Raw genomic sequence first — 19,546 nt, forward strand, 5'->3', positions numbered from 1 at the left:
TGTTCATGCACACGCCATGTTGGGGCATTCCTTCTTCATCTTTTCGCTACCGCACCGTTCACCCGCGTCCGCCTAACGTCCAGCACCATGACCTCAGACACGTCCCGTCCCGCTCCGAGGTGGATCGCGGCGGCCACCGCCGTGGCCGCCGCGCTCCCCCTGCTCGTCGCCCTGCCCGGAACGGCGCACGCGGCCGAGGCCGCCGCCTGCACCACGACAGGTCCCACCTACGCCGTCGACTCGGCGGGCAAACTGCTGCGCGCCGACATGCCCACCCCGCTCACCGGCGGAACGCTCCCGGCCGCCGGCAGCATCGACACGGGCTGGAACGTGTACGGCCGGATGCTGGCCGGGCAGTCGGCACGCTTCTACGGGATCAAGTCCGACGGGCTCTACCTGAGCCACCGGTCCTCGGGCACCTGGGACATCCACCACAAGAAGATCAGCGACAACTTCGGCTGGCTGGCCAAGGCGGAGGACCGCAACCAGGTCACCATCGACCGGGACGACCGGATCTGGGTGCTGGACAACGAGGGTGCCCTGCGGACGTTCTCGTACGACTCGGCGGACGAGACCTGGTCCGCGGACAGCGGCAAGATCCTCGACCAGGGGTGGGAGCGCTACAACCTGATCGTGGCGGCCGACAAGGGTGTGGTGTACGGGCGTTCGGCGACGGACGGCCGTCTGTACCGCTCACGCTACGACTTCGCGAGCCAGCGCTGGCTGGAGCGACACGTCGTCGAGAGCCTGGCCGACTGGAACGTGTACACCAAGGGGATCACCTCCGTCGGCGGCGACACGCTCATGGGCATCACCGCGGCCGGAGCCGCGCACTACTACCGTTTCGACGAGAACATCCGGGACTTCCCCGTCTACAAGAAAACGGTCGGCGCCTCGGGCTGGGCCGCCTACACCAGCGTCGCGGGTGCGCCCGACGCGTGCCGGATCGTCAACACCCACACCCCGGCGTCGACGCCGGCCTCGTTGGAGAAGTACAGCCCGGCGGCCATCACACAGTCCTCCTCGGGCTCGCTCGAGATCGCCTACTCGGACAACGTCGGGCACCTCGTGCACGGCAGGATCTCCGACCCGTCGGACATCAACTCGGCGAAGTGGGCGACGGTCTCGGGTAACGAGGCCTTCTCGGGACGTCCGACTCTCGCGGAGCACGAGGACGGCCGGGTCGTCGTCACCGGGCACAACCTCTCGGGTGACGTCTGGCAGCTCAACCAGAAGGCCAAGACCTCCGCGGACTGGGAGCCCTGGCTCTCCCTCGGCGGCGCCATGGCCCAGCACCCCGTGACCACGAAGACGGCCACCGGCCGGCTGGTGCAGTTCACCGCCGACGCGGACGGACGGCCCTGGTACCGGATCCAGCAGCGTCCCAACGTCTCGTTCATGGCCTGGATGCCGCTGAACGGCCTCGGCCTCTCCGGCCCGCTGACCGCCGTCCCGGCTCGCGACGGTATCCAGCTCTTCGGCAAGAACGCGGCCGGATCGCTGGTCACCGCCCGGTTCGACGAGGCCGGCACCCTCACGTCCTGGACCGGACTCGGCGCCCAGACCGTCACCGGTACTCCGGCCGTCGTCGTCTACCCGGGATACCGCTACCGCGTCTTCGCCAACGACGGCCAGGGCAATGTCATCACCACCACGCAGGACGCCGAGGGCGGAGCCTACAGCGCGTGGAGCACCCTCGCGGGTGTGGTGGCCGAAGGATCGCCGACCGCCGTGATCTCCCCGGCTTCGGGCCTCACCGAAGTCATGGTGCGCGACGCCGACGGCGGCGTCCACAACACGGGTGAGACCACGCAGGGCAGCGGAGTCTGGCGCACCTGGGACCGGGTGGCCGAGGGCGCGGCGGCCGAGCCCACCGCGTTCACCTACACCAACGCCAACGGCCCGCGCTGGGGCTTCACCTTCCGCTCCGCCTCCAACGCCACCTGGATCTACGAGCTCAACGCCAATTTCAGCGCCTTCGCCGCCCGCACCACCGGCACGTCGCCCCGGTTCACGGGCACCGAGCTGACCGCCCCGCCGGCCGGCTGACCCCGCACCACCGGCCGCGACACCCCCATCCACCGCAGCCGTCTCCTTCCGGGACGGCTGCGGTGCCGCCGAGAGAGAGGCAACCTCCCTTGCCCGTTGTCAGCACCAGGACGAGAGCGGTACTGGCGGGCCTGGGCCTGCTCCTCTCGTGTCTCGCCGTACCCGCGTTCGCCGCGCCGACCGCCCAGGCCTCCGGCGCCGCACCGTCCGCCGACGCCCTGACCGGAACCGAGCAGATCCTCTTCCGGTCAGGGACCGGCGGTTACGGCTGCTTCCGCATCCCCGCCCTGGTCCGCACCAAGACGAACGCGCTGCTCGCCTTCGCCGAGGCCCGCCGCTCGCCCTCATGCGCCGACCGCGGTCCCATCGACCTCGTGGTCCGGCGCTCCACCAACGACGGCCGCACCTGGGGCCCGGTCCGTGTGGTGACGACCGGAAGCCCGGACGACCCGCACGCGCCCTACACCCAGAGCAATCCCGCGCCGGTCGCCGACCTCGTCACCGGTGACGTCCTGCTGCTCTCCACCTCCGAGCCGGTGCGGCCGGGCGGCAAGCGGACACCGCGTGTCCAGCGCTCCACCGACGACGGGCTGACCTTCGGCGCGGCCCGTCCGCTCCCGAGGTTCGCGGGCACCGACAAGGGCTGGTACGGCACCGGCCCCGGTCACGGCATCCAGCTCACCGAGGGCGCGCACCGGGGCCGGCTGGTCGTGGGGGCGTACGAGGAACCCGATTCCTCGACCGCGTACATCGGCGTGCTGTACAGCGACGACGGCGGAGAGAACTGGCAGGCGTCCACCACCCCGAACTCCCATGTGAAGGACACCGTCAAGCCGGGTGAGCCGGCCGTCGCCGAGCTCGACGACGGGAGCCTGTACGTCAACGCGCGGAACAACACCGATCCCGTCCACCGCACCCGCGCCGTGAGCACGGACGGGGGGACGACCGTGCCCGCTCAGCGGCCGGCGACCGGCCTGACGACACCTCAGGTGCAGGGCTCGCTGCTCGCCCTGCGGCAGACGTACCGCAGCACCCCGGGTGACACACTCGTGTTCGCGGCCCCCACCCACCCCACCGACCGCCAGGAGATGGGCCTGCGGTGGTCGACGGACCGGGGTGTGACCTGGCAGCAGTCCTCCCGGAGCGGGATAAGCGACAACCGGGCCGGATACTCCGACCTCGCCGAGCTCGTGGACGGCCAGATCGGGCTCCTCTACGAAGGCGGTGCGGACTTCTCCGCCGCCCATCTCTACTTCAACCGATTCACGCCCTCCTCCGTGGGCGTACCCGGCACGACCACCGGTCCGGTCCATCCCCAGCCCACGCCTCCGGCCGGCCGGACCACCCCGGACACCGGCCCGGACGCCAACGACGCCTACCTGGCGGGGGACGCCACACTGGGCCAGGGCCGCTTCCAGCAGGCCCTCGTCCTGGACGGAGCGGGCGACCACGCCGAACTGCCGTACGCGCCGTCCCTCGACCCGGGCGCCGGAGACGTCACCTACTCGTTCTTCTTCCGCCACACGGCCTCGGCCACGAGCCCGCAGCAGGCCCTGATGTGGGCGTACGGCACGGGCTCGGCCGAACCGCAGGTGTGGATCAGGGCGCAGCCGGCGCAGGACCGGCTCTTCGTCTGGGCCCAGACCGCCTCGGGCACCACCGGGCTGGCGCTGCCGGACACGGCGGCGTCCACCGCTTTCGGAGACGGGGCCTGGCACCAGCTGGCCCTGGTACGCACCGCGGGGCAGCTGGCCCTGTCGGTGGACGGCGGGCCTTCCGCCGTGGCGACCGGGGTCACCGGATCCCTCACGGACACCCTCGACCGGCAAGTCGACGGAATCCGGCTCGGCGCCAAGGCCGACGCGACCGCCAGCGACTCCTACGCGGGCGCGCTCGACGGATTCCGGGTCCATCGCGCCGCCCTCACCTCCGCCCAGCTCACGGCACTGCGCACCGCGGACGGCGCTCCCGGCACCGAGGACACGCTGTCGGCGCATCTCCCGTTCCAGGTGATCGACCGCGCCGATGCCCCGGCCATGGTCTCCGTCGGCATCCAGGACGACGTCTCCGGCCACTGCGCCGACGGCACCCTCCTCGACGGGCTGCCGGCAGAGACGACGGGACGCGTGGGCAGGGGTGCGATCGGCGTGTCGGCCACCCGGCCGGGTGTCGAGACCCCGTACGTGCCCGCCCTGGACGTGGGCTCCTCGGACTTCACGTACACCCTGTGGTTCGCCCACTCGGCCTCGGCCTCGACGCCCAACGCGGCACTGCTGTGGGCCTACGGCTCGACGTCCGGCAAGCCCTCCCTGTGGGTACGAACCCAGCCGGCCCAGGACCGCCTGCTGGCCTGGGCCCAGACACCCGAGGGACGTGTCGAGCTCACTCTGCCGGACCCCGGCACGTCCGCGGCCTACGGGGACGGGGACTGGCATCTGCTGGCCCTGAGCCGCACCGGAGGCACCCTGCGGCTGAGCGTCGACGGCGGGCCGGCCGTGGAGGCCTCCGGCCTCACCGGCTCACTGACCGGTGCCGGGGCCGACGGACTGCGCGTCGGTTCCAAGCCGGACCGCACCGACGTGCTGAACGGCAAGCTGGACGACGTCCGTCTGTTCGACCGGGCGCTGACACCTGCCGAGCTGACCAGCGTCTCGGCCTCCACGGTCGGCGGTACCGGCGGCTACCCGGCGGATCCGCCTCGGGTCTGGTGGTCGATGGAGCCGGGCAACACCGAGGTCCACCAGGTCCAGCGCTCCGCCACCGGCCCTGCGACGCCGGACTCCTCCGCCCGCTGCAACCACGCCTACGTACGGGGTTCCGCGACCACGGGAAGCGGCAGATTCGGCTCCGCTCTGACGCTCGACGGCACGGACGACGGCGTCGAACTCCCCTACGGCGCCGACGAGGCGCTGGGAGCCGGCGACTTCACCGTCGCGCTGTGGTGGAAGTACTCCGCCACCTCGGCCACCGGCGATCAGGTGCTGCTCTGGGCCTACGGCACGGGAGGCGCGGAACGCCAGCTGTGGCTGCGCGCCAAGCCCGCACAGGACCGGCTGACGGCCCACTTCCAGACGGACAGCGCCACGACCGAGTTGCACGCGGTCGACCCCACCACGGCCGCCGCCTTCGGGGACGCCGTGTGGCACCACGTCGTACTCCAGCGGTCCGGTGACCGGCTGACCCTGTCGGTGGACGGCACCGTCCTCGACGAGGCGAGCACCCCGCCCGGTGCGGTGACCTACGGTGATGCGTTCGAGGTGTCCGGCATCCGTCTGGGGGCCCGACCTAACGGCGCCGAGCATCTGAAGGGCTCTCTGGACGAGTTCGCGATGGTGCGCCGGGCCCTGACGGCACAGGAGCTGACGGCACTCCGCACGAGCAACGCCGACCCGGGAACGGCGACGGTGGCGCGGCTCCCCTTCGAGACGGTGACGGCGACAGGTTACGCACGCATGTGACGCCGGGTGGGGTGCCAGGTTCCACGGAGCCCGGCACCCCGCCGCCCGTCTGCGGCTGACCGCCGGCTTGCGCGCTGCGCGGCAGGCGGTGGAACGGGTCGGCAGGGCGAGCGCGGAGATCCACACCGCGAGCCCCGACGAGAAATTCGTCGCCGTGCTCACACGCTGCTGAACGACAGCTTCGCCGCGAACCCGAGGAACAGCGCACCCGCCGCCGAAGTGGCCCCCGCCGACAGCCGCTTGCGGCGGCGGAAGGCGGCGGCCAGGCGGGTGCCGCCGAATATGAGCGCCGAGAGGTAGAGGAAGCTGCCGATCTGCAGCAGCGTGCCCAGGAGCAGGAAGGACAGCGCCGGATAGGCGTAGCCGGGATCGACGAACTGCACGAAGAAGGAGATGAGAAACAGGATCAGCTTGGGATTGAACAGGCTGACCACGAGCGCACGACGGTAGGGGTGCTCCGCCTCTGTCGCGGGTGCCCCGGCCTCGTCCGCCGGATCGGTCGTCCGCTCGTGCCGCTCGCGCCACATCGACACGGCCGTCCGCAGCATCCCGATCGCCAGCCAGGTCAGATAGCCCGCGCCGGCGAACTTGACGATGCTGAAGAGCAGGGGCGTCGTCTGCAGCAGGGAGGCGGCACCCAACGCGGACAACGTCATCAGGATCGTGTCCCCGGTCCACACTCCGGCAGCGGCCACATAACCGGTGCGCACCCCACGCCTGGCGGCGACGGAGAGCACATACAGCGAGTTCGGCCCCGGCAGCAGAATGATCAGCACCAGGCCGGCGAGATAGGTCGGAAGATCGGTGATACCCAGCATGTAGCGGAGTGTCGCACGCGGGTACGACACTCCGTCCGGACGGTGCAGAATGCGGCCGATCAGTCCCTGTCTCCGTCCAGCAGTCGGTCCACGGAGAACTCCTTCTCCACCTCGCGCGCTCCGGCACCGGATCACCCGCCGAGCCAGGACGGTGCCGCCGCATCCGATTTGTCGGCCGGTGGTGCCACGGTGAGCCCTGGAGGAGAACACCCGTGGCGGTGGCCCGGCCGCTCAGAACGCGTCCGTCGGGACGTACGCCCCCCATACCTCCCGCAGCGCGTCGCAGACCTCCCCCACCGTCGCCCGCGCCCTCAGCGCGTCCTTCATCGGGTAGAGCACGTTGGCTGTGCCCGCGTCGCTCCCGGCCGCTTTCCTCAGCTCCGCGAGGGCCGCGTCCACCGCCTCCTGGTCGCGTTCGGCGCGGAGCTTCGCCAGGCGGGCCGCCTGCTCGGTTTCGATCGCCGGGTCGACGCGGAGCGGCTCGTACGGCTCCTCCTCGTCGAGGCGGTAGCGGTTCACTCCGACGACGACGCGCTCGCCACTGTCCGTCTCCTGCGCGATGCGGTAGGCGCTGCGCTCGATCTCGCTCTTCTGGAAGCCGCGTTCGATGGCGCCGACCGCGCCGCCCATCTCCTCGACCCTACGCATCAGTTCCAGCGCCGCCGCTTCCACGTCGTCGGTCATCTTCTCCACGACGTAAGACCCGGCGAAGGGGTCCACCGTCGCCGTCACGTCGGTTTCGTATGCCAGGACCTGCTGGGTGCGCAGGGCGAGACGGGCCGACTTGTCCGTCGGGAGGGCGATCGCCTCGTCGTAGGAGTTGGTGTGCAGCGACTGTGTGCCGCCGAGGACCGCGCCCAAGCCCTGTACGGCGACCCGGACGAGGTTGACCTCCGGCTGCTGGGCGGTGAGCTGCACACCGGCGGTCTGGGTGTGGAAACGCAGCATCAGGGACTTGGGTTCCGTCGCGCCGAACTCCTCCCGCATCACCCATGCCCAGATCCGGCGCGCGGCACGGAATTTGGCGACCTCCTCGAGGATCGTCGTACGGGCGACGAAGAAGAAGGAGAGCCGCGGCGCGAAGTCGTCCACGTCCATGCCGGCCGCGACGGCGGTGCGGACGTACTCGATGCCGTCCGCGAGGGTGAAGGCGATCTCCTGCGCGGGTGAGGCCCCCGCCTCCGCCATGTGGTAGCCGGAGATCGAGATCGTGTTCCACTTCGGGATCTCGGTCCCGCAGTACTTGAAGATGTCGGCGATCAGCCGCAGCGAGGGCTTCGGCGGGAAGATGTACGTACCCCGGGCGATGTACTCCTTCAGCACGTCGTTCTGGATCGTGCCCGTCAGCCGGCCGGCCGGCACACCCTGCTCCTCGGCGACCAGCTGGTAGAGGAGGAGCAGCAGCGCGGCGGGTGCGTTGATGGTCATCGAGGTGGAGACCTCGTCCAGCGGGATCCCGCCGAAGAGAACGCGCATGTCGTCGATCGAGTCGATCGCCACGCCGACCTTGCCGACCTCGCCGGAGGCGATCGGGGCGTCCGAGTCGTGTCCCATCTGGGTCGGCAGGTCGAACGCGACGGACAGGCCCGTCGTGCCGTCGGCGATCAGCTGCTTGTAGCGGGCGTTGGACTCGGTGGCCGTACCGAATCCCGCGTACTGGCGCATCGTCCACGGCCGGCCCGTGTACATGGTGGGGTGGACACCACGCGTGAAGGGGAACGTACCCGGGGCGCCCAGCTTCTCCTCGGCCCGCCAGCCGTCGAGCGCCTCCGGCCCGTACACCGGCTCGATGGGCAGTCCCGACTCGGACTCACGCGTCATCTGTTGCCTCCCACTCGAGCTACTCATCGGTAACACGACTCGCGACGGACTCTGAAGGCGACGCCACGGCCTGCGGGGAGCCCTCTGCTGGGACCTTCCTCACAGCACTGCCCCGAGGTCTGGACGCGCACTTCCCATCATGCGCAGGATTCGGCAACCGGGCAGGACGGGAATCCGTCTCATGAGATATCCGCGCCGCGCGACGGGTCATGCGCAACAGGTCACGCGCGGCCGGGGCCGCGACGAGCGAGCCAGGGGGCAGAGTATGAGACGCGTACGGACGAACAGGTACACGCGCACCGTGCGCACGGGGGCGGCGGCAGCTGTCGGCGTGCTCGCGCTGGCCACGCTGACGGCGGGCTGCAAGGTCGAGAAGGTGGGGGCGGCGGAGTCCACCGCCCTCCCGCCGGAGGCGTCTCCAGTCCCCACGTCACCACCCCCCACGTCACCACCCCCCACGTCTCCGCCTCCCACGTCCCCGCCTCCCGTGAACGACGCCAACAACGGCAGCGACCCGGCGAGCCCCTCGGCCACCCCCTCACGGGCCCCGAGCGTGCGGCCCTCTCCGCAGCCCAGCACCCTGATGTCCGTCGGCGACCGGAGCAAGCGGGTACGGGAGCTCCAGGCCCGTCTGCGCCAGATCGGCCACTTCGACCGCAGCCCCACCGGGTACTACGGCACCACGACCGTCGCGTCGGTGCAGTCCTTCCAGGGCAAGCGGGGCCTGTCCCGCACGGGGAGGACCGACACGGTGACCTGGGAACGACTGCTCGCGATGACGCGGAAGCCGACGGCGAGGGAACTCGAACCGCCGACCACCGAGCCCGTGGCGAAGCCCGACACCCGCTGCATGACAGGCCGGGTCCTGTGCATCAGCAAGAACAGCCGCACGCTGTCCTGGATGATCGACGGCAAGGTCGTCTCGTCGATGGATGTGCGATTCGGCTCGGAGTACACGCCCACCCGTGAAGGCACCTTCTCGGTGTACTGGAAATCCCGCCACCACGTCTCGACGCTCTACGACTCCCCCATGCCGTACGCCATGTTCTTCAGCGGCGGCCAGGCGGTGCACTACTCGTCGGACTTCGCGGCCCGCGGCTACAGCGGCGCCTCGCACGGCTGCGTGAACGTGCGGGACGAGGGGAAGATCGCGTCGCTCTACGGCCAGGTACGCAACGGCGACAAGGTCGTCATCTACTGGTAGACGTCCTGGACGTCCGACCGGGTCAGGGGCGCGGACGGGACCGGGGGAACGTGTCCCGCCCGCGCCGGATGCGCTGAGCCGAAGGTACGGGGGGAACCCCGGCTCTTTCGCGCTGCCGATGACCAGTCGGCACTCACTACTGCGTCGGATCGTCGGAGAACGTTACAGCTGACACGTTCATGCAGGTCAGCGCGGTGTCGGGGAGAGCACGGACGGCGTGCGGAAGGAGGCCGAGGGAAGAGAGCTCTCGCCGTCCCCGCCCTTGTCCGCGCCGCCGTTCCCGCCGCCGTTCCCGCCGCTGCCCTTGCCCTCGTCCTCGCCCTGGCCGTCCTCCGCGCTCCCGCCCTCACGGTCGTCCTTGTCCAGGAGCCGGTCGCAGAAGCTCTCCAGATCGGCTTCTCCGTCTGCCAGTTCGAGGAGCCGCTGCTCGTCCTTATGGCTCAGGCCGTCCGCCCGGTAGTCGCGGCAGGCCTTGACCGACTTCGCGTACACCCCGGCCGGGGGGCCTCCTGGCTCCTCGCGCCCGCCCGTACCGTCCTGGGTACCACCGGTGTCGCCGGTGGCGCTGTCCCGGTCGCCGTCCCCGCGTTCCGTCGCGCCGCCGTCCTGCCCGGTTCGCCCGTCGCTCCCGTCCGTCCCGGCGTCCGGCTCGTCCGAGGCCGCCGGATCGGACGCACCGGACGTGACGGAGGGCAGGGGCGAGGGTTCAGCGGCATCGGGCACCTCCACACCCAGCTCCTCGGGGGACGCGGCCGCCGAGACGGACGTCGCCGGAACCGGCGGCGAGCCCTGGCCGCCGAACGGTGCCGGAAGCATGCCCGTACCCCCGGCGACCGCCACACCGCCGAGCGCGAACCCGGCGAGCGAGACGGCGAGGCCGTAGCGCACGGGACGGGTCCAGCGCGGGCGCCGGAGCGTGGCCTCGGGTGCCTTCCCGGTCCGTTCGGTGTGCGGCGTGTCCCGCTGCCCCCCGAATCCGGCGGGACGCACCGCGCCGGCCCGATTCCCGCCCCGGGACGCCTCACGGAAGGCGGCCAGTACGGCGGCCTCGCCGGGCAGTTCCTCGCCGGCCGGGCCCGGGGTCCGCAGAGCGAGCAGCGCGGCCTCCAGCTGCCGGGCCTCGGTTCTCGCATGATCGTCGACGGGCTCGACGGACTCGCCGCGGAGCAACATCTCCGCCGCGTCCGCGTCAAGCCACTCCTGCTGCTCGTCGGCCATCACATGTCCTTCTGCGTCCACGGACGCGAATGCGTCACACCGGCGGGCGCCACCGCACCCTGGCGACCGGGGCGTTGTGCGGGTACGGCGCCGAGTTCCGCACCCGCTGCCGAAATGTCGTCCTCCGGGCCGTGGTCGGCGCCGACCAGCTCCGCGAGCCGCTTCAGTCCGCGGTGCGCGGCGGTGCGCACCGCGCCGGGGCGCTTGCCCAGCGTCCGGGCCGCGCTCTTCGCGTCGAGACCGATCACCACACGGAGCACGACCGCCTCGGCCTGGTCCTGAGGCAGCTGTGCGATGAGGGACATGGCACGTCCGGTGGCCAGGGACTCCAGCGCCTCGTTCGCGGTGTCGGACTCGGCGGCCTCGCCTGCCAGCTCGCTCTCGTCGCCGCCGACAGCGGGGCGCCTGCCCCGCATCCGTATGTGATCGAGCGAGCGGTTGCGTGCTATCCGCGCGGCCCAGCCGCGGAACCGGTCGGCGTCTCCGCTGAACCGGCCGAGGTCACGCGCTATCTGCAGCCAGGTCTCGGACGCCACGTCCTCGGCGTCCGGTTCACCGACCAGCGTCCGTATGTAGCCCAAGAGCCTCGGGTGCACGGCGCGGTACACAGTCCGGAAGGCGTCCTCGTCCCCGTCCTGTGCCGCGAGCACCGCGGCGGTCAGCTCCGCGTCGTCCCCCAGCACTCCCTCAACCCGCCTTGCCGATCCGAATCGTAGCTGGTCACCCCTACTGCGCCACCCGGCGCGACTCAGCACGCTACGTGGTCGGACGGTTCCCCGTCCATGACTTGTACAACTCGCAACGGTCTCCTGGCTCAGTGCGGTGTGACAGAAAACGCACGCGTGGCGCTGAGATGAGTACGGGGTCGCACTGCGGCCCTGTGGAAGACGGCCGGGGCCTCTCCTGTGGGGGGTGGCGGCCCCGGTCGTCGTTCCTCTCCCCGCTCCGGGCGGGCGATACCCAGGGCGCCGGCTTCTGCATGACCGGCCCGATCGACTGTCCGGTGGTTCCGCTCCACGAGTCGCACGGCCAGGGCCGGCAGAGTGCGCGCGGCGATCGCCGCTTCCCCTTCCGGACGAGACCGGACACGGGGGATCACAGCAGGACGTCAGCCGGACAGGCTCTCGACGCCCAGACGGTCCAGAAAAGCGAAGAAGAGTTCCTCTGCGGACCGCTCGGGCCGCTCGATGCGCAGCAGTTCGAGCAGGGGCCCTTCGAGGACGCCCTGGCCGGATTCGGCCGCCCACCCGACGGCCCGGGCCGCCGCGTCCTCGGGTGGCAGGAAGAGGTCCTCGAGTGTCGTGCCGTCCCGGCCCAGGAACGCGGCCATCGGAGCCCTGCCGAGGCAGGCGTACCAGGACCCGCTGTGCGGCGCCGACGCCTCGACGGCCACGCTGACACCGTCCATGACGAAACCGAGGAGGACCGGTGCCCGTGCGGCGTCGGCCAGCGCGGTCATGCTGCCCAGCGAGGGCTCCGTGGGGTGGGACCAGACCTGCCAGCCGTCCGCGCGGTACTCCCGCAGCGTCAGCCGCTCGCGCGCGTCCCGCAGCGCCGGGTGGCCGATGAGCGGCTCACCGCTGCGGCCCACCAGATAGCAGCCCCAGAAACCCACATCGTGCTCCCCCCGCGGTCCGGGCTGTCATTCTTCCCGGCCGGCGCCACGGGGAAGCGCGAAAACGGGTCAACTCATCCGGAAGCCGGGCCGCCCGGCGGCGGGTCGGAGCGCGGGGTCAGGCCGAGGGCGGCACGATGTCGAACGCGACGGCCGCCGGGACCACGCCGGCCGTCGCGGAGCTGGAGCCCGGCGGCCACGGACAGGAGTCCGGACGATCAAGGCGGCCAGCAGGGCGATCGCCGCCCCACAGAGCATGGTGAGCCCCCGGGATTTCGGTTCTCGGGCGCCGGACGGTGCGGGCAGGGCTCCATGTGCCGCACGCCCCTCCCCAGGGCGTGCGGCACATGGAGCCCGGAGAGTCCTGGACCTCAGCGGGTCTCGTCCGCGAGTTCTTCGAACTGCGCCCAGGTCAGCTTCGGCTTCCGCGGGTCCCACAGCTTCTGGGACACCGCGTTCAGCGGCATCCGGATCCCTTCCGCCACCTGCGCCTGCGTCTGCGCGTTCGGGAAGTCGCCCCAGACCGCGAACCGGCCGCCCAGGATCTGCTTCGAGTAGCGCTCGGGCACCGGCTCCGTACCGCGCAGGACCAACGGGGTCCACTGCTCGTAGATCCGCTCGCCCGTCGGGTACGTGAAGTCGTTGGGCTCGCCCAGCACGTAGTAGAGGAACTCGTCGTTGAGGTTGACCACGTCGCGGCCCTCGGCGAGATAGTCCTGGGGGAGCCGGGCGCCGATCTCCTTGCCCGTCCAGTACTCGACCTCGATGCCCTTGTGGGCGGTGACCGTGCCGCCGCTGAAGAAGCCGTCGTTCCACGCCTTGGGGATCTTCCCGGCTGCGCGGATGACCTCCGCGCGGTCGTTCAGCCAGCCCTCCGCATAGTCCTGGACGGTGGCACCGGCGCCGTACTTCTCCCGCGCGGCCGTGGCGAGCTGCGGATAGGAGACGGCCGGGTCGCTCACGGTGAGGGCCTGGTACTCGTCCGCGCCGACATGGAACCAGTCGCCGGGGAAGAGCTCGGCGTACTCCTTCAGCAGGTCGTCCACGATCTCCGCCGAGCCGGACTTGGAGATGTCGATGGCACCCTGCCGGGCGACACCCTGAGTGCTGCGCAGCTGGAGGTCGGGGTGGGCGCGCAGGACGGCACCCAGGTGTCCCGGGGAGTCGATCTCGCCGACGACCGTGATGTGGAGGCTCTGGGCCAGCTTCAGGATCCGGCGGACCTCGGCCTTGGTGAGGTGCTCCTCGGAGACCACCTCGGGGTGCGAATCGGACTCGATCCGGAAGGCCTGGTCGTCGGAGAAGTGGAGGCCGAGCTGGTTGAGCTTGAGGTCGGCCATCTCGCGCAGCCGTTCCTCGATCCAGTCCGCGGTGTAGTGCTTGCGCGCGATGTCGAGGTTGAGCCCGCGCTGCGGCCGGTCGGGGGTGTCGCGCACCACGCCCTCGGGCACGGTGCTGTCGGTGTTCAGCGACTGCTTGAGGGTGCGGGTCCCGTAGAAGACGCCCGCCTGGCCGGGACCGCTGATCGTGACGCGGTTGTCCTCGGTCTTCAGGGTGTACGACTCCGGGTCGCCCTTGCCCGAGGAGGCGAGCGCCAGCTCGACGTCGCCGGACCGGGCGGGCTTCTCGCCCCGGTAGCCGATCTTCAGCTCCTCGGCGAGCAGCTTCGCCTCGTCGGCGAGCTCGGGGTCGGCCGCGACGACCGTGCTGTCCTTCGCCGGTTTCCAGCCGGGCCCGCGCGCTGCGGTGTGTTCCCGGACCGCGGGTACCGTCCGCGGGGTCGTGGAGAGCGGGTAGCTCCGGGTGGGCGACGGTGCGGCGGAGGTGCGGGACGACGCCGACGCGCCGGGCCCGGAGCCCTCCGGCCAGACGACGACGGTCAGGGTGACGGCGGCTGCCACCGCGACGGCGGCACCGGCCACCAGGGGTGCACGTGAGGGCGACATCGGTCAGGAACCTCCAGATCGGGGGATAAACAAAGCAAAGAAGATGAGAAAGTCGGGCATTTCCCCCGCTGTTTCGTCCATCAGGCGTTTCGAAACTCTCCCGTCCAGGTGAATTTCTCGCGTCCGTCGGTCGTGTGTCGCTCGGTCTCGTTAACGTGACAGGTCACAGGCCCCAGTCTTCACTCCCATTCCGTGCAACCTCGTCGCTCTCCGGCCCCTCTCCGGGGTCACAGATGTCTTTCATCCGAGGAGTCCCGCTGTCCAGGTCCAGCGAGTCCCACGCCGACCTGCCGAAACCACCGCAGCAGGCCGGACGGACGGCCGTTCCCGTCCAGAACCGGGGCCCTGCCCCGGCCCTTCGGGAGGCCCCGGTGGAAGCCCCCGTTCCGGAACCAGTGTCCGTGAGTACCCGCCCACATGCCCACTCGAGTGGGCTCGCGCGCTTCAACGACTGGCCCCGGGAACTGACCGAAGCGGCCCTGCTGGAGTGCTTCGGCAGCAGCCGCTGGGCGCAGCGTATGGCCGCGCACCGCCCCTATCCGGACCTGAACACCCTGCTCGCCGCCTCCGACGAGGCAGGGTACGACCTGGCGCCCCCCGATCTCTCCGAGGCACTCGCCTCGGAGAGCGCCCCCTGCCTGCACCACGACGCACCACGCGCCGCCCATCTGGCGCTGCGCGCCGCGCACGCCGCGTACGAGAGCCGGTTCGGCCATGCCTTCGTGATCTGCCTCGACGGCCTGCACCCCTCCCAGCACGTCGACCAGGTGCTGGCCGCCATCCGCACCCGACTGGCGCACGAACCGGACGAGGAGGACTCCCTGGCCGCGGAGGAGATGCGACGACTCGCCCGGGGCCGCATCATCGAGCTGGTGACGGAGGCGGGCCTGGCGCCCGCCTCGTCCCCCCCGGCGGCATATGACCCCCGGTAGCCCGTCCGTGCCTGTTTGCCTGCCGCTTTGATCACACCAGAGGCCCCGCCGCCATGGAACCGACAAAGCGTCGCTACGATGGCCAGGGCCGGTGGACCGTACCCGGCCGGGTCAGACCGACAGTCAAGCCGGCCGACCCCAATCCCCGCTCCCGGAGGGTTCTTCCGTGCCGGCTGGAACGCTGTACCGCGGCCGGGAAGGCATGTGGTCCTGGGTGGCTCATCGAGTCACCGGTGTCCTCATTTTCTTCTTCCTGTTCGTACACGTCCTGGACACCGCTCTCGTGCGTGTCTCCCCCGAGGCGTACGACGACGTCGTGGCCACCTACAAGACCCCGCTCGTCGCGCTGCTCGAATACGGCCTGGTGGCCGCAATTCTCTTCCACGCGCTGAACGGTCTCCGGATCGTCGCCGTGGACTTCTGGGCCAAGGGCCCGCGCTACCAGAAGCAGATGCTCTGGACCGTTCTGGGTATCTGGATCGTGCTGATGGTCGGGGCCCTGTACCCCGTCCTCGGACACGCCGTACGTGAAGTTTTCGGGAGCTGAGGCCGATGTCCACCGAGACACCTTCTTCCGCGATCGGTGACGTCGAGGGCGTAAGCCTGTTCGACGTCGACAACCCGGCCCCGGTGATCGAGCCCCCGCGTAAGCGCACGGGCAAGACCCCCAAGGGTTCGCGCACCAACTTCGAGATGTACGCCTGGCTCTTCATGCGCCTGTCGGGCATCGTGCTGGTCGTCCTCGTCATCGGCCACCTGCTGATCCAGCTGGTGCTGGACGGCGGCGTGTCCAAGATCGGCTTCGCCTTCGTGGCCGGCCGCTGGGCCTCGCCGTTCTGGCAGGCCTGGGACCTGACGATGCTGTGGCTCGCCATGCTGCACGGCGCCAACGGCCTCCGTACGGTCATCAACGACTACGCCGAACGGGACAACACCCGCTTCTGGCTGAAGATGCTCCTGTACACCGCCACGGTGTTCACCGTCCTGCTGGGCACGCTGGTGATCTTCACCTTCGACCCGAACATCCGCTAGGCGCCGGGACAGAGGGACCAGAGGAAACCATGCAGATCCACAAGTACGACACCGTCATCGTCGGCGCCGGCGGCGCCGGCATGCGCGCGGCCATCGAGTCGACCAAGCGCAGCCGCACCGCCGTGCTGACGAAGCTCTACCCCACCCGCTCCCACACGGGCGCGGCGCAGGGCGGCATGGCCGCCGCGCTCGCCAACGTGGAGGAGGACAACTGGGAGTGGCACACCTTCGACACGATCAAGGGCGGCGACTACCTGGTCGACCAGGACGCCGCCGAGATCCTCGCGAAGGAGGCCATCGACGCCGTCCTCGACCTGGAGAAGATGGGCCTGCCGTTCAACCGCACGCCCGAGGGCCGCATCGACCAGCGCCGCTTCGGTGGTCACACCCGTAGCCACGGCGAGGCCCCGGTCCGCCGGTCCTGCTACGCGTCGGACCGCACCGGCCACATGATCCTCCAGACGCTGTACCAGAACTGCGTCAAGGAGGGCGTGGAGTTCTTCAACGAGTTCTACGTCCTCGACCTCCTGCTCCAGGACGTGGACGGGGTCAAGAAGTCCGCGGGCGTCGTCGCCTACGAGCTGGCGACCGGTGAGATCCACGTCTTCCAGGCGAAGTCGGTCATCTTCGCCTCCGGCGGCACCGGCAAGTTCTTCAAGGTGACGTCCAACGCCCACACCCTGACCGGTGACGGCCAGGCCGCCGCGTACCGCCGCGGACTTCCGCTGGAGGACATGGAGTTCTTCCAGTTCCACCCGACGGGCATCTGGCGCATGGGCATCCTGCTGACGGAGGGCGCCCGTGGTGAGGGCGGCATCCTCCGCAACAAGGACGGCGAGCGCTTCATGGAGAAGTACGCGCCGGTCATGAAGGACCTCGCGTCCCGTGACGTCGTGTCCCGCTCCATCTACACGGAGATCCGTGAGGGCCGCGGCTGCGGTCCCGAGGGCGACCACGTCTACCTCGACCTCACGCACCTCCCGCCGGAGCAGCTGGACGCGAAGCTCCCGGACATCACCGAGTTCGCGCGTACGTACCTCGGTATCGAGCCCTACACGGACCCGATTCCGATCCAGCCGACGGCGCACTACGCCATGGGCGGCATCCCGACCAACGTCGAGGGCGAGGTGCTGGCCGACAACACCACCGTCGTCCCGGGCCTGTACGCCGCCGGCGAGGTCGCCTGTGTCTCCGTGCACGGCGCCAACCGCCTGGGCACCAACTCGCTGCTCGACATCAACGTCTTCGGACGCCGCTCGGGCATCGCCGCCGCCGAGTACTCCGCGAAGAACGACTTCGTCGAGCTTCCCGAGAACCCGGCGCAGCTGGTCGTCGACCAGGTCGAGCGGCTGCGCACCTCCACCGGCACCGAGCGCGTCTCCGAGCTGCGCCTGGAGCTGCAGGAGTGCATGGACGCCAACGTGATGGTGTTCCGCACCGAGCAGACGATCAAGACGGCCGTCGACAAGATCGCCGAACTGCGGGCGCGTTACCTCGACGTGTCCATCCAGGACAAGGGCAAGCGGTTCAACACCGACCTGCTGGAGGCCGTCGAGCTGGGCAACCTGCTCGACCTGGCCGAGGTCATGGCGACCTCCGCGCTTGCCCGCAAGGAGTCCCGCGGCGGTCACTACCGCGAGGACTTCCCGAACCGCGACGACGTCAACTTCATGCGCCACACCATGGCGTACCGCGAGGTCGCGGACGACGGCACCGAGTCGATCCGGCTCGACTACAAGCCGGTCGTGACGACCCGCTACCAGCCGATGGAGCGAAAGTACTGATGGCTACCCCGACCCTGGAAAAGACCGACAAGGCCGAGGCCGGCTTCGCCGACACCCCGTACATCACGGCCACGTTCCGGATCCGCCGCTTCAACCCGGAGGTCTCCGACGAGGTCCAGTGGCAGGACTTCCAGATCTCGATCGACCCGAAGGAGCGTGTGCTCGACGCCCTTCACAAGATCAAGTGGGAGCAGGACGGCACCCTGACCTTCCGCCGTTCCTGCGCGCACGGCATCTGCGGCTCCGACGCGATGCGGATCAACGGCAAGAACAGGCTCGCCTGCAAGACGCTGATCAAGGACATCAACCCGGAGAAGCCGATCACGGTCGAGGCCATCAAGGGCCTCACGGTCCTCAAGGACCTCGTGGTCGACATGGATCCGTTCTTCCAGGCCTACCGCGACGTCATGCCCTTCCTCGTCACCAAGGGGAACGAGCCGACCCGTGAGCGCCTGCAGTCCGCCGAGGACCGTGAGCGCTTCGACGACACCACCAAGTGCATCCTGTGCGCCGCGTGCACGTCCTCATGCCCGGTGTTCTGGAACGACGGCCAGTACTTCGGCCCGGCGGCCATCGTCAACGCGCACCGCTTCATCTTCGACTCGCGTGACGAGGCCGGAGAGCAGCGGCTGGAGATCCTCAACGACCGTGACGGTGTGTGGCGTTGCCGCACGACGTTCAACTGCACGGACGCCTGCCCGCGTGGCATCGAGGTCACCAAGGCGATCCAGGAAGTGAAGCGCGCGCTCATCACCCGTCGCTTCTGACCGACGCGTTGCTCCGAGAGGCCCCGTTCCGCACACGGACCGTGCGGGAGGCGGGGCCTTTTGGTGCATCGTGCGGGCCGGGACGGTACGGTCGTGCGGAGCCGGTGACCGGCTCACCTCTCCCGGAGCAGCATCGCACGGGAGCAGATGGCTTGATGGAGAACGGGGAACGTCATGAGCGATCCGAATCCGTACGCGGACGACTCATACAAGTGGGGCCCGCCCCAGCCGCCGGGCCACTCGCCCACGATGCCGGACGGCCAGGGCTACGGATACCCGGCTCAGGGCGCCACTCCGGCGTACGGCTATCCGCAGCCGCTCCCCGATTCCGCGGCGCAGCCCGGCCCCGGTTACGGCTATCCGAGTCCCGGGCAGCCGACGGAGCCCGGTTTCAATCTGCCGGCGCAGCAGAGCGGCGGTGGAGTGCCCATGCTCTCGCTCGGTGACATCACGGTGATGAACGACAGCGTCGTGACACCGTCCGGCACCCTGCCGCTCAAGGGCGCGGTGTGGACGGCGACCGACATGTCGCGCACGGAGGAGAAGATCCCCACCGTGGGTATCGTGCTGGCGATCGTCTTCGCGCTGTTCTGCCTCATCGGCCTGCTCTTCCTCCTGATGAAGGAGAAGCGCACGACCGGCTTCGTGCAGATCACCGTCACCAGCGGTGGACGGCACCACGCGACGATGATCCCGGCGACGGGGCCCGAAACCTTCCAGTGGGTCATGTCCCAGGTCAACACCGCGCGTTCGCTGAGCGCCTGAGACCGGGCCGCATGGCTCGCTTCCACCACACCGTCACAGTCACGGCCCTGGACCGCGCCTGATTCGAGAAGTGCGCCGCGCTCATGCCGGACGTCGCCGAGTCCACCCGGACGGACTTGGGGGTGCCCTGCCGGAGG

The 19,546-nt window shown here is 70.1% G+C and carries 15 protein-coding genes; 9 read left to right on the forward strand and 6 right to left on the reverse strand.

Going from position 1 to position 19,546, the window contains the following annotated elements; all coding sequences use genetic code 11:
• The first annotated feature begins 87 nt into the window (after positions 1–87).
• Together ACWD04_RS02755 and ACWD04_RS02760 are read left to right on the forward strand one after the other, a co-directional pair.
• Positions 88–2,049: a tachylectin-related carbohydrate-binding protein gene (locus ACWD04_RS02755; RefSeq protein ID WP_451127331.1), complete on the forward strand. Its 1,962-nt coding sequence runs from the start codon at positions 88–90 to the stop codon at positions 2,047–2,049.
• An 89-nt stretch (positions 2,050–2,138) separates the two neighbouring features.
• Entirely contained in the window at positions 2,139–5,507 is a 3,369-nt protein-coding gene (locus ACWD04_RS02760) for a LamG-like jellyroll fold domain-containing protein (RefSeq protein ID WP_451127333.1), read from the forward strand.
• A 158-nt stretch (positions 5,508–5,665) separates the two neighbouring features.
• Here ACWD04_RS02760 and leuE read toward each other — a convergent pair whose 3' ends face one another.
• Together leuE and ACWD04_RS02770 are read right to left on the reverse strand one after the other, a co-directional pair.
• The gene (gene leuE / locus ACWD04_RS02765; RefSeq protein ID WP_451127335.1) at positions 5,666–6,325 is read right to left on the reverse strand and encodes a leucine efflux protein LeuE; all 660 of its coding nucleotides are present in this window, start codon (positions 6,323–6,325) and stop codon (positions 5,666–5,668) included.
• 231 nt (positions 6,326–6,556) lie between these two features.
• Positions 6,557–8,146 (reverse strand): acyl-CoA mutase large subunit family protein, encoded by a 1,590-nt coding sequence (locus ACWD04_RS02770; protein ID WP_451127337.1) that lies wholly within the window; start codon positions 8,144–8,146, stop codon positions 6,557–6,559.
• Between the two features lie 265 nt (positions 8,147–8,411).
• Between ACWD04_RS02770 and ACWD04_RS02775 the strand changes: the two genes are divergently transcribed.
• Entirely contained in the window at positions 8,412–9,350 is a 939-nt protein-coding gene (locus ACWD04_RS02775; protein WP_451127339.1) for a L,D-transpeptidase family protein, read from the forward strand.
• Between the two features lie 186 nt (positions 9,351–9,536).
• Here ACWD04_RS02775 and ACWD04_RS02780 read toward each other — a convergent pair whose 3' ends face one another.
• The 4 genes from ACWD04_RS02780 to ACWD04_RS02795 all read right to left on the reverse strand — a co-directional run bounded on the left by ACWD04_RS02780 (position 9,537) and on the right by ACWD04_RS02795 (position 14,129).
• Positions 9,537–10,568, reverse strand: a complete 1,032-nt coding sequence (locus ACWD04_RS02780; RefSeq protein ID WP_451127341.1) for a hypothetical protein — start codon at positions 10,566–10,568, stop codon at positions 9,537–9,539.
• Positions 10,568–11,251, reverse strand: a complete 684-nt coding sequence (locus ACWD04_RS02785; RefSeq protein ID WP_451127343.1) for an RNA polymerase sigma factor — start codon at positions 11,249–11,251, stop codon at positions 10,568–10,570. Before ACWD04_RS02785 ends, ACWD04_RS02780 begins: the two co-directional genes overlap by 1 nt.
• Before the next feature lie 425 nt (positions 11,252–11,676).
• Positions 11,677–12,183, reverse strand: a complete 507-nt coding sequence (locus ACWD04_RS02790) for a hypothetical protein (protein ID WP_451127345.1) — start codon at positions 12,181–12,183, stop codon at positions 11,677–11,679.
• 371 nt (positions 12,184–12,554) lie between these two features.
• A complete protein-coding gene (locus ACWD04_RS02795) occupies positions 12,555–14,129 on the reverse strand; it encodes a beta-N-acetylhexosaminidase (RefSeq protein WP_451127347.1) in 1,575 nt (524 codons plus the stop codon).
• Positions 14,130–14,500: 371 nt separating this feature from the next.
• Between ACWD04_RS02795 and ACWD04_RS02800 the strand changes: the two genes are divergently transcribed.
• The 6 genes from ACWD04_RS02800 to ACWD04_RS02825 all read left to right on the forward strand — a co-directional run bounded on the left by ACWD04_RS02800 (position 14,501) and on the right by ACWD04_RS02825 (position 19,409).
• Positions 14,501–15,061 (forward strand): 2-oxo-4-hydroxy-4-carboxy-5-ureidoimidazoline decarboxylase, encoded by a 561-nt coding sequence (locus ACWD04_RS02800; RefSeq protein ID WP_451127457.1) that lies wholly within the window; start codon positions 14,501–14,503, stop codon positions 15,059–15,061.
• 166 nt (positions 15,062–15,227) lie between these two features.
• Positions 15,228–15,608, forward strand: a complete 381-nt coding sequence (sdhC, locus tag ACWD04_RS02805; protein ID WP_014154475.1) for a succinate dehydrogenase, cytochrome b556 subunit — start codon at positions 15,228–15,230, stop codon at positions 15,606–15,608.
• 5 nt (positions 15,609–15,613) lie between these two features.
• A complete protein-coding gene (locus tag ACWD04_RS02810; protein ID WP_451127349.1) occupies positions 15,614–16,093 on the forward strand; it encodes a succinate dehydrogenase hydrophobic membrane anchor subunit in 480 nt (159 codons plus the stop codon).
• Between the two features lie 29 nt (positions 16,094–16,122).
• Entirely contained in the window at positions 16,123–17,877 is a 1,755-nt protein-coding gene (gene sdhA, locus ACWD04_RS02815) for a succinate dehydrogenase flavoprotein subunit (RefSeq protein WP_451127351.1), read from the forward strand.
• Positions 17,877–18,644: a succinate dehydrogenase iron-sulfur subunit gene (locus tag ACWD04_RS02820; protein ID WP_451127353.1), complete on the forward strand. Its 768-nt coding sequence runs from the start codon at positions 17,877–17,879 to the stop codon at positions 18,642–18,644. The genes sdhA and ACWD04_RS02820 overlap by 1 nt, the downstream gene beginning before the upstream one ends.
• A gap of 174 nt (positions 18,645–18,818) precedes the next feature.
• Entirely contained in the window at positions 18,819–19,409 is a 591-nt protein-coding gene (locus ACWD04_RS02825; RefSeq protein WP_451127355.1) for a hypothetical protein, read from the forward strand.
• Positions 19,410–19,546: the final 137 nt, after the last annotated feature.

This window comes from Streptomyces sp. NPDC002911, assembly GCF_053591835.1.